The 9,297-nt window shown below is 74.5% G+C and carries 9 protein-coding genes; 4 read left to right on the top strand and 5 right to left on the bottom strand.

Annotation, left to right across the window (positions count from 1 at the left end):
- Positions 1 to 1,222: amidohydrolase (locus tag ABZ493_RS21430; protein WP_430584137.1), on the bottom strand; the 1,222-nt coding region annotated here is incomplete at its 3' end.
- Positions 1,219 to 2,415: a YncE family protein gene (locus ABZ493_RS21425; RefSeq protein ID WP_430584136.1), complete on the bottom strand. Its 1,197-nt coding sequence runs from the start codon at positions 2,413 to 2,415 to the stop codon at positions 1,219 to 1,221. The genes ABZ493_RS21425 and ABZ493_RS21430, both read right to left, overlap by 4 nt.
- 50 nt (positions 2,416 to 2,465) lie before the next feature.
- On the opposite strand from ABZ493_RS21425, the gene ABZ493_RS21420 reads away from it, so the two are divergent.
- The 3 genes from ABZ493_RS21420 (at position 2,466) to ABZ493_RS21410 (ending at position 5,071) form a co-directional block, all read left to right on the top strand.
- Positions 2,466 to 3,110, top strand: a complete 645-nt coding sequence (locus ABZ493_RS21420; RefSeq protein ID WP_430584135.1) for a GntR family transcriptional regulator — start codon at positions 2,466 to 2,468, stop codon at positions 3,108 to 3,110.
- Positions 3,111 to 3,260: 150 nt separating this feature from the next.
- Positions 3,261 to 4,445, top strand: a complete 1,185-nt coding sequence (locus ABZ493_RS21415; protein WP_430584134.1) for a sensor histidine kinase — start codon at positions 3,261 to 3,263, stop codon at positions 4,443 to 4,445.
- A complete protein-coding gene (locus tag ABZ493_RS21410; RefSeq protein ID WP_430584133.1) occupies positions 4,442 to 5,071 on the top strand; it encodes a response regulator transcription factor in 630 nt (209 codons plus the stop codon). Before ABZ493_RS21415 ends, ABZ493_RS21410 begins: the two co-directional genes overlap by 4 nt.
- An 18-nt stretch (positions 5,072 to 5,089) precedes the next feature.
- On the opposite strand, the gene ABZ493_RS21405 is transcribed toward ABZ493_RS21410, so the two are convergent.
- Positions 5,090 to 7,657 (bottom strand): ATP-dependent DNA ligase, encoded by a 2,568-nt coding sequence (locus ABZ493_RS21405; protein ID WP_430584132.1) that lies wholly within the window; start codon positions 7,655 to 7,657, stop codon positions 5,090 to 5,092.
- Positions 7,658 to 7,835: 178 nt separating this feature from the next.
- Positions 7,836 to 8,312 (bottom strand): DUF6650 family protein, encoded by a 477-nt coding sequence (locus ABZ493_RS21400; protein WP_430584131.1) that lies wholly within the window; start codon positions 8,310 to 8,312, stop codon positions 7,836 to 7,838.
- A gap of 102 nt (positions 8,313 to 8,414) precedes the next feature.
- Here ABZ493_RS21400 and ABZ493_RS21395 point away from each other — a divergent pair, with 102 nt between their 5' ends.
- Entirely contained in the window at positions 8,415 to 8,723 is a 309-nt protein-coding gene (locus ABZ493_RS21395; protein ID WP_430584130.1) for a hypothetical protein, read from the top strand.
- Positions 8,724 to 8,844: 121 nt separating this feature from the next.
- Here the strand turns inward: ABZ493_RS21395 and ABZ493_RS21390 are convergent, their stop codons facing one another.
- A complete protein-coding gene (locus ABZ493_RS21390; protein WP_430584129.1) occupies positions 8,845 to 9,165 on the bottom strand; it encodes a hypothetical protein in 321 nt (106 codons plus the stop codon).
- Positions 9,166 to 9,297 lie beyond the last annotated feature (132 nt).

Below are 9,297 nucleotides of genomic sequence, written 5' to 3'. Positions count from 1 at the left end.
GGCGGTCGACGTCGTCGGGCTGGTCGAGTCGCACTGCGTGAAGCGCATCCGCGACGACGAGCGCCCGCCGCGGCGCGCGCACCACGGCGTCGGGCACGTTCTCGGCGTCGACGAGCACCACGTCGGCCGGCGCGCCCGCGACGAGGTCGTGCACCTCGCGACCCACGAACCGGGCGGCGCCCGCGGACGCGACGCGGGCCGCGGTGACGAGGTCCTCGTCGTACCGCAGGCCGGACAGCCGGGCGAGCTGCGTCGTCAGCGCGAGCAGGTCGCCCGTGCCGTACGGCGACCACAGGTCACGGATGCCGTCGGTGCCCAGGCCGACGGCCACGCCGGCATCGCGCAGCGCCAGCAGCGGCAGGGGAGCGGCTCCGATCGGGGCGACCGTCGTCATGGAGATGCCCGCCTCGCCCATCGCCGCGACCAGGTCGGCCTGCCGCGACCCGTCCAGCTGGCCGACGGCGAAGCCGTGCGCGACGTTGACCCGGCCCTGGAGCCCGGCCCGCCGGGTGCGGTCGATCATCAGCTCGACCTGGAACGCGCCGAGCTCGCCGCCGTCGTGCAGGTGCACGTCGATGCCGACGCCCCGCCGCTCGGCGATCTCGAACAGCCCGTCGAGCTGCCCCACCGGGTCGCGGTCGATCGACGCCGGGTCCAGGCCACCGACGTGCTCGGCGCCCGCCGCGGCCGCCCGGTCCAGCAGCTCCAGGACGCCGGGGCGGCGCAGCACGCCGTCCTGGGGGAACGCCACGATCTCCGCGTGCACGGCGCCGCCCAGCGCCGCGACCGCCTCGCGCACCACCTCGATGCCGCGCAGGCCGACGCCGAGGTCGACGTCCACGTGGGTGCGCACCGCCGTCGTGCCCGTGCGGACCGACTCGCGCAGCACCGCCAGCGTGACGTCCACGCCCGGGATGCCCAGCTCGTCGCGGTGCGCGCGCTCGTGCGCGATGCGCGCCCGGACGCCCGGCTCGCCGCCGTAGCTCACCCACGGCTTGCCCCACCACGACTTGTCGACGTGCGCGTGCGCGTTGACCAGCCCGGGCAGGGCGAGCAGGCCGAGCCCGTCGACGGCCCCGTCCGCCTCGCCGGCGGCCGGCGCAGCGGCGTCGTGCGGCACGACGGCGGTGATGACGCCGCCCGCCACGTGCAGGTCGGAGCGCTCGCCGCCCCAGGGGCGCACGTCGCGCAGCACGGTGACGGTGGTGGGGGAGCTGGTCATCGGGCTTCCTCCTCGAAGGGGACGACCGCCTGCGGCCGTCCGGGGACGGTGATCTCGTAGCTCTCGTCGGCGCCGTCGAGCGCCGCGTCGAGCGGGACGACGGTGGCGCCGTCCCAGGCCTCCTGCTGGGTGTACCCGCCGGCGAGCACGCCGTACGCCTCGCCGTCGGGCCCCCGCCAGATCGTGACCGTCTCGTGCCGGCGGTCGGTGGGCAGCACGACGTCGGCGCCGTCCGGGGCGACCACCTCGATGCTCGGGCCCGACCCGGCGTTGCCGAACGGGCCGTTGCCGGCGATGACGAGGGTGCCGTCGTCGGCGCGGGCCACGCCGTGCTGGTGGGAGTCGGCGGTCAGCTCGGTGGTCGTGACCTCGCCGCTCGCCGGGTCGACGCGCGCGAGGACCCGGCCCTGGTACGGCAGCAGCAGGTCGCCGCCCGAGTCGAGGACGGCGTAGTGCGGCTTCTCGAACGACGCCAGGCCGCCCTCGCGCCCGAACGGGGCCACCTCGATCGCGCGGGCGCGCTCGCGGTCCGGGTCGACGACCGTGACGGTGAAGCCGTCGTGGTCGACCGTGTACACCTCGTCGCCGTCGTCGCTCACGAGCACGTCGAAGGGGCGCAGGCCCACCGGCACGGCGGACACGACCTCGCCGGTGTCGGCGTCGAGCGTCTCGAGGAACGCCGCGTCGCCGGTGCTCACCGCGACGTGCACGCGCTCGCCGTCGGGGGAGAGGGCCAGCCCGAGGCCGCCGCGCCGGTACTCGCCGTACGCGATGCGGGTGGTCCCGTGCTCGTACGCGAAGAGGTCGGTGCGCTCGCGGGCGTCGAGGTCCACGACGGCGACCCCCTCGGCGGTGGAGACGTACGCGCTGCGGGAGTCCTCGTCCACGGCGACGCCCCACGGTGCGGTGCCCACGGTGATCTCGTCGACGACGGCGGAGCCTCGCCGGTCGGCCGGGTCGACCACCGCGAGCGTGTCGCGCTCGGCCTGCGTGGCCAGCAGGAGCTGCGCCGGCGCAGGATCGGCAGACGGCGTCGGCGTGGCCGACGTGCTCGGGCTCTGTGTCGGGCTCGGTGTCGCCGTGCCTGCGGGCTGCTGTGGAGCCGCACAGGCGCCGAGGGCGAGCAGGGCTCCTGCGACGGCGATCGTCCTCGCGGCACGGGCCGGACGGCGCGTGGGGCGGGACGGGGTCACGAGCAGATGGTATGCCATATTCTCCTCCGGCTGGCTGGCAGGATGTGCGCATGTCCTCCGAGGCCGCGGCCGCGTTCGAGCCCGAGTCCGTCCGGGTGGCGCGCGTGGTCCGCGAGCAGATCGTGGACGGCTCCCGGGAGCCCGGCAGCCGCCTGGTCGAGCGCGACCTGGCCGCCGAGCTGGGCGTGAGCCGCATCCCCGTGAGGGACGCGCTGCGCACGCTCGTGGCCGAGGGGCTCGTCACGCCGCGGCCGCGCACCTGGGCGGTGGTCCGCGAGTTCAGCGACGCCGACGTCGACCACCTGCACGAGGTGCGCGAGGCGACGGATCCGCTGCACTTCCGGCTGGCGGCCACGCGCCGGACGCCGGAGCAGCTCGCCGCGCTCACCGAGGCGTGGCAGCGGGAGGACGCCGCCGCCCGCGCCGGCGACGGCCCGGCGGCGCGGCGCGCCGGGGCCGACTTCCACGAGCTCGTGGTCGAGGCCGCCGGGAACCCGGTGCTCCTCGAGCTGCACCTCGTGATCGCCAGCCGGGTGCGCTGGCTGCTCGGGCAGCACCGCGACCTGCAGGCGATCGCCGACGAGCACCACGAGCTCCTCGACGCCGTCCGGGACGGCGACGGCGAGGCCGCCGCCCGCCTGGCGCGCGAGCACCTCGGCACCAGCCGGGTCGCGGCCCAGGAGCGCCGGGACTGACGCGGTCCGTGCCGGCGGCGAGGCGGTGGGCGAGGTCATGCGCCCAGGCTCGTCGGACGCGACGCACCGGCGCATCGGGCCTCCGGGGCGCGGGGGATCGTCCGAACGGATGAGGTGCGGCCCGGGGGCGCGCGGCTAGCGTTGCTGTCCGTGCCCGGATCCCTCACCCGCGGGGTGCACCTCGCCTTCGCCGCGCTCGTCGCGACGTCGGCGGCGCGCTACCTCACCAACCACGGCCTCGACGGCCGGTGGTGGCTGGTGGTCGTGCTCGTCGCGGTGGTCGCCGCCGCGTACGCGGCGCTGGTGCTGCTCGCGCGGCAGACCGGACCGACGGCCCGCCGCGTCGCGCTCGACCTGCTGCTGGGCGTCCTGCTCCTGGCGTGGGGCGCGCTCGTGCTGGCGGCGCCGAGCTTCGCCTGGTCGGCGATCCCGCTGTTCTTCGTCTGCCGCACGCTGGTGCCCGTGCCCGCCGCGCACGTCCTGGTGGGCGCCGTCGCCGTGGTGACGGGCGTCGCGCTCTTCGGCCTGTCCGGGCGCAGCGACTGGGCGGCCGCCGTCGCGCCGCTCGTCGTGGCAGTGCTGCTCAGCCTCGCGTACGACGCGATCGTGCGGCAGGCGGGGGAGCGCGTGCGGCTCCAGCGCGAGGTCGCGGTGCTCGCCGAGCGGGAGCGGGTGGCCCGCGAGATCCACGACACCGTGGCCCAGTCGCTGTCGTCCGCGGTGCTGCGGCTGGAGGCCGCCGACCAGCGGTGGGACACCGAGCCCGGCGCCGCGCGCGACGACGCCCGGCAGGCCGCCGTCGCCGTGCGCGCCAGCCTCGGCCAGACGCGCGACCTCGTGCACGACCTCGTGGACCCGTCCCCCGCGGCGGGCGGCGTGGCCCCGGCCGACGTCGAGGCCGCGGTGCGGACGGCCGCGCGCCGGCACGTCCCGGACGCCGAGCTCACGGTGGTCGGCGAGCCCGTGCCCGTCGGCGCCGAGACCGCGCACGCCCTGGCGCGCATCGCCCAGAGCGCCGTCGCGAACGTGCACCGGCACGCCGGCCCCGCACGGCTCGGCCTCACCCTCACCTACCTGCCCGACGCCGTCGCGCTCGACGTGTTCGACGACGGCCGCGGGTTCGATGTCGACGAGGTGGCCGCGCGGACCGCGGGCGCGGGCGCGCCCCGACGGCAGGGCGGGTTCGGGCTGCGGGCCATGCGGCAGCGCGTGGAGCAGCTCGGTGGCACGATCACCGTGGAGAGCTCGCCGGGCGAGGGGACCGTCGTCGGGGTGCAGCTGCCCGTCGCCACCGACGCCGGGACGGCCGCGCCGGAGGACCAGGAGGACGCATGAGCGACCCGATCACCGTGCTGCTCGTGGACGACCACCACGTGGTGCGCGCCGGGCTGCGCGCCCTGCTCGACTCGCAGCCGGACATCACCGTCGTGGGCGAGGCGGGCACCGCCGACGAGGCCCTCGACGCCGTGGCGCGCCTCGCGCCCGCGCTCGTCGTCATGGACCTCGAGCTGGGCGACGAGGAGGACGGCGTGGCCGCGACCCGCCGCATCCGCACCGCCCACCCTCACCTGCCCGTCCTCGTGTTCAGCGCCTACGACACCGACGCCGACGTGGTGCGCGTCGTCGACGCGGGCGCCATCGGCTACGTCCTCAAGGACGCTCCGCCCGCCGAGATCTTCTCCGCCGTGCGCGGCGCCGTCGTCGGGCGCAGCGTGCTGTCCCCGCCGGTCGCGTCCCGGCTGATGCAGCAGGCGCAGAACCCCGGCAGCGCGCTCACCCCGCGGGAGGCGGAGCTGCTCACGCTGCTCGCCCAGGGGCTGAGCAACCGGGAGCTCGGGCGGCGGCTGTTCATCTCCGAGGCGACCGTGAAGACCCACCTCGCGCACGTGTACGCCAAGCTCGGCGTCGAGTCGCGGGCCGCCGCCGTCGCGCACGCGCTGCGCGGGCAGACGGTGCGCTGACGACCATGCGCTGACGGCTCAGCCCTCGACGTGCACCTCCGCGGGGCGCTTGTCGTCGCGCCACCCGCGCCACACCGAGTGCCGCAGCCGCGGGCCCTCGTCGCCGGCGCCGCCGTCGTCTGCCGCGCCGAGGTCAGCGGGGTCGCTCGTCCAGTCGCCGTAGCTCACCTCGCCCACCCGGTCGGGCGCGGCCCACCGCGCGTGCACCGCCTCGGCGCGGGGCACGCCGTCGAGCGGCGGGTCGTCGACGGGCCGCAGGTGTCGCACGACCTCGCGGCGCTCCGCCTCCTTGAACCCGGTGCCCACCTTGCCCACGTAGCGCAGCGCCCCGTCGTCGTCCGGCACCGCCAGGAGCAGCGACCCGGCCACGCGCGCGTCCTCGCGGCCCGTGCCCGCGTGCAGCGGCCGCCAGCCCACGACCACCACCTCCTGGGTGCGGGCGTGCTTGATCTTCAGCCAGTCGCGCGACCGGTGGCCCGGCGTGTACGACGACCCGCGCCGCTTGGCCACGACGCCCTCGAGCCGCATGAGCCGGCTGGTCTCCAGCGCCTCGTCGAGCGTGCCCTCCAGCGCGTCCGGCACGTGCACCGGGCGGCGCGGCGTCACGACCCGCGCCAGCTCGGCGCGGCGCTCGGTGTACGGGCGGCCGGTCACCGCGCGCCCGCCCACGACGAGCGCGTCGAAGAGCACCAGGTCGACGCCGACCGCGCGCCGCGCCTTCTCGACGTCGCGCGGCCGGGTGAGGCCCGCCCGCTGCTGCAGGCGGCGGAACGACGGGCGCCCGTCGGCGTCGAGGGCGACGATCTCGCCGTCCAGCGCCAGCGGCAGGTCGTCGTCGGACACCATGTCGGCGACCGCCCGCAGCTCCGGGAACGTCACCGTGAGGTCCTGTCCCGAGCGGGACGTGAGGCGCACCGTGCGCTCGCCGCCGTCGACCGTCGTGCCGGGCAGCACGTCCACGACCGCGCGGAAGCCGTCCCACTTCACCTCGAACGCCCAGTCGTCCGGGTCCAGCCGGGCCAGCTCGCCCGGCGGCGCCGTCGTGGCGAGCATCGGGCGCGGCGTCTCGGCTGGCGCCGCGTCGGCGGGCGCCCGGCGTCCGGCGCGCTTCCGGGCCGTGCCCGCGCCGTCCGGGGCGTCGCCGCCGTCCTCGCCGCCGTCCTCCTCGTCGCCCGGCTGGGCCTTGGTGCGGTGGATCAGCCACGAGTTCTGGTCGTCGCCGCCCCGCCCGCCGGTGCGGATGAGGGCGAGCCGCCGCGAGCCGCGGCGCTCGCTGTGCAGGACGGCGATCACCTCGTCCTCGCGCCACTTCTCCAGGTCGTAGGTGCCGGAGTCCCAGATCGTCACCTCCCCGCCGCCGTACTCGCCCGCGGGGATGCTGCCCTCGAACGACCCGTACTCGAGCGGGTGGTCCTCGGTCTGCACGGCGAGGTGGTTCTGCTTCGGGTCGGTGGGCTCTCCCTTGGGCAGAGCCCAGCTCACGAGGACGCCCTCGTGCTCCAGGCGGAAGTCCCAGTGCAGGCGGCGCGCGTGGTGCTCCTGGATGACGAACGTCGGCGCGCCGTCGGGCTCGCCGGGGGAGTCGGGGCCGAACGGCTCCGGGGTCTTGTCCGGGTCGCGCTTGGCCCGGTACGTCTCGAGCTTGTCGAACGTCGCCATGCGCTCCGGCGTGGGTTCGAGCTGGGCCAGGTGACCGGCCGCCAGGGGCTCCAGGAGGTCGCCGTCGCGTTCGAGGCGCTCGACCACCTCGGTGAAGGTGAGGTGGCGCAGCCCCGGGTCGTCGAGCTCGTCCCAGGTGCGCGGCGCGGCGACGGTCGGCTCGTCGCGGCCGCGCAGCGAGTACGGCGCGATGGTGGTCTTGGCGCCGTTGTTCTGCGACCAGTCCACGAGCACCTTGCCCGCGCGCAGCGACTTCTTCATGTCGCTGACGACCAGGTCGGGGTGCTCAAACTCCAGGTGGCGGGCGAGCTCGTGCGCGACGGCGGAGACGGCGTCGGCGGTGAGGGAGTCGTCGTGGCCGACCAGCGCCGCGTACAGGTGGATGCCCTTGGAGCCGCTGGTCACGGGCAGCGGGTCGAGGTCCATGCCGCGCAGGATGTCGCGGGCCAGCCGCGCCACCTCGGCGCACTCGGCGAGCCCCGCGCCGGGCCCGGGGTCGAGGTCGAGCACCAGCCGGTCCGGCGGCATCGGCGTGCCCGTGCGGCCGAACCGCCACTGCGGCACGTGGATCTCGAGCGTCGCCGTCTGCCCCAGCCACGTCAGCGTGGCCAGGTCGTTGACCAGCACGTAGTCGTTCGTCGAGGTGCGGTGCTTGATGGAGCGGCGCGGCACCCACGACGGCGTCGACGCGTCCAGGTTCTTCTGGAAGAACATCTGGCCCGCCACGCCGTCCGGCCACCGCTTGCGCGTCGCCGGGCGGTACGACGCGTGCCGCAGCAGCGCCGGCGCCACCTGGGCGAGGTACTGCAGCACCTCGCCCTTCGTCGTCCCCGTGGCCGGGTAGTACACCTTGTCCAGGTTCGTCAGCTGCAGGCGTCGGTCGTCGACCACGACGGTCTGCGGCTTGCTCGACGACGTGCGTGCCATGCGGTCATCGTCGCGCGCGCGACGGATGTGCGCGCCTCGGCCGGTAGGCGCGTCAGCCTGCACGTCGTCTTCCCGGACGTTTTCCCCCCCGCTGAGTACAGCCCGCCGCAGCCCCGCATACCGCCAGCGAGGCGGGGGCCATGGGAGAACGGAGTGCGTCCTGGGCGCTGGCCTAGCCCTAGGCATCGGGGTCGAACTCCTGGAAGAACCAGGCGCCCGAGTCCGGGATGATGCTACGCAGGTCGTCGTCGACGTCGAGCTTGTACACCGCGACCAGGGCGGCAAGGCGCTCCCCGACCGCGGTGCGAAGGATCGTGAGCGCCTCGACGAACTTGATCTCGCTTCCGAACCCGGCCTCGGCGGCGGTCATGAAATTCATGAATAGCTTGCGGATCTGCTGGAGCTGCACTTCGAGGTCGCGGCTGATGCCCTCGGTCATCATCTCCTGCGTGAGCGCCTTGCGGGCGTTGGAGGCCGACCCGATCGCATACGCGGGCGCCTCCATCGCCATCGGCATCCAGAGCATCCGGTGGTCCTCTAGGGCCCGGATGACCCGGCGGGCGATCTCGGCGTCGCTCGTGAGGTACTCCCATTGAGAGCCCCCCAAAGCTGTTGAGACCCCCGTGATGCGCACCCGCTTCGCCTTGTTCGCCATGCGCGCAGGCTACGGCTGCGGACGGACCCCCGCGCTGCGCCGAACTAGGGCGTGTCTCTTTACGTCCCACTCAGCTATCACCCGTAGCTCTAGAGTCCGGGTGTGACCACGAAGCTGTCCCACGGGGCGTCAGGTGCGCTGCGGCGTTTCGCGGGCTGGGTTGCTCGTGGCTCGGTCGGTCGCCCGCTCCTGGACGGGGTCGATTACTGGGACGACTTGCGGGACTCGCCGAGCCAGATGGAGACCCTGTTCGCGGTGTTCGCCAACGTTCTGGAACTCGACGACGATGGCGAACCTGTGAACGAGAAGTACGCCGAGCGGCGGGCCGCAACGTGGATCTACCAGTACTGCACTGGGAGTCTTCCGCCCGGCGAACCAGCATTTGAGCACTGGGAAGTTGAGCTCTACTGACGGTCGTGGCTCAGCACGCAACCAGACGATGATGGCGGCCAGGACCACGGCGCCGCGATAGAACGTGGCGTGCTTGTCGTGGCGGGTGGCCAGGCCGCGAAGTTGAGTCCTCGAGCCAGACTCAACGCCACTCCTCCCACTTCGCGATGGCCTCGGAGGCAGCCGCCGCATCACCAAGGCGGGTCGTCTCCGGCCATGGAGGCCGCTCGACATGGCTCGTCCATGTCGGGTGGATCAGCGCATACGTGCCGTCGACCAAACTGACGACGACGTCGTCCGAGGGCCAGAACCGAGCCTCAACACGCACGATCTGTCCCGCCAGCTCGTGATCGGGGCTCAGTTCCAACTCAATCTCGCGGAGCACCGCAGCGAAGTTGCTCTCCGCAGGTGGCCCCGAGCCATCACGACTCCACCACTCGTCCGAAAGCGTGAGCGCAGCCACGCGCCGATCGTGCCATCTTTGCAGTGAGGAGACACGCCCTAGGTGTACCCGGCCACGACGTTGGTTACAGCCGGCTGATCGGCGGGAGCCCGCCGAGCGCTTGGTGGCGACGTCGGGTGTTGTAGTACTCGA

The sequence above is a fragment of the Isoptericola sp. NPDC019482 genome (assembly GCF_040632295.1).
Classification (GTDB): domain Bacteria; phylum Actinomycetota; class Actinomycetes; order Actinomycetales; family Cellulomonadaceae; genus Isoptericola.
The sequence above is the reverse complement of the archived record's forward strand: the minus strand, read 5'-3'. Positions and strand labels throughout refer to the sequence as shown.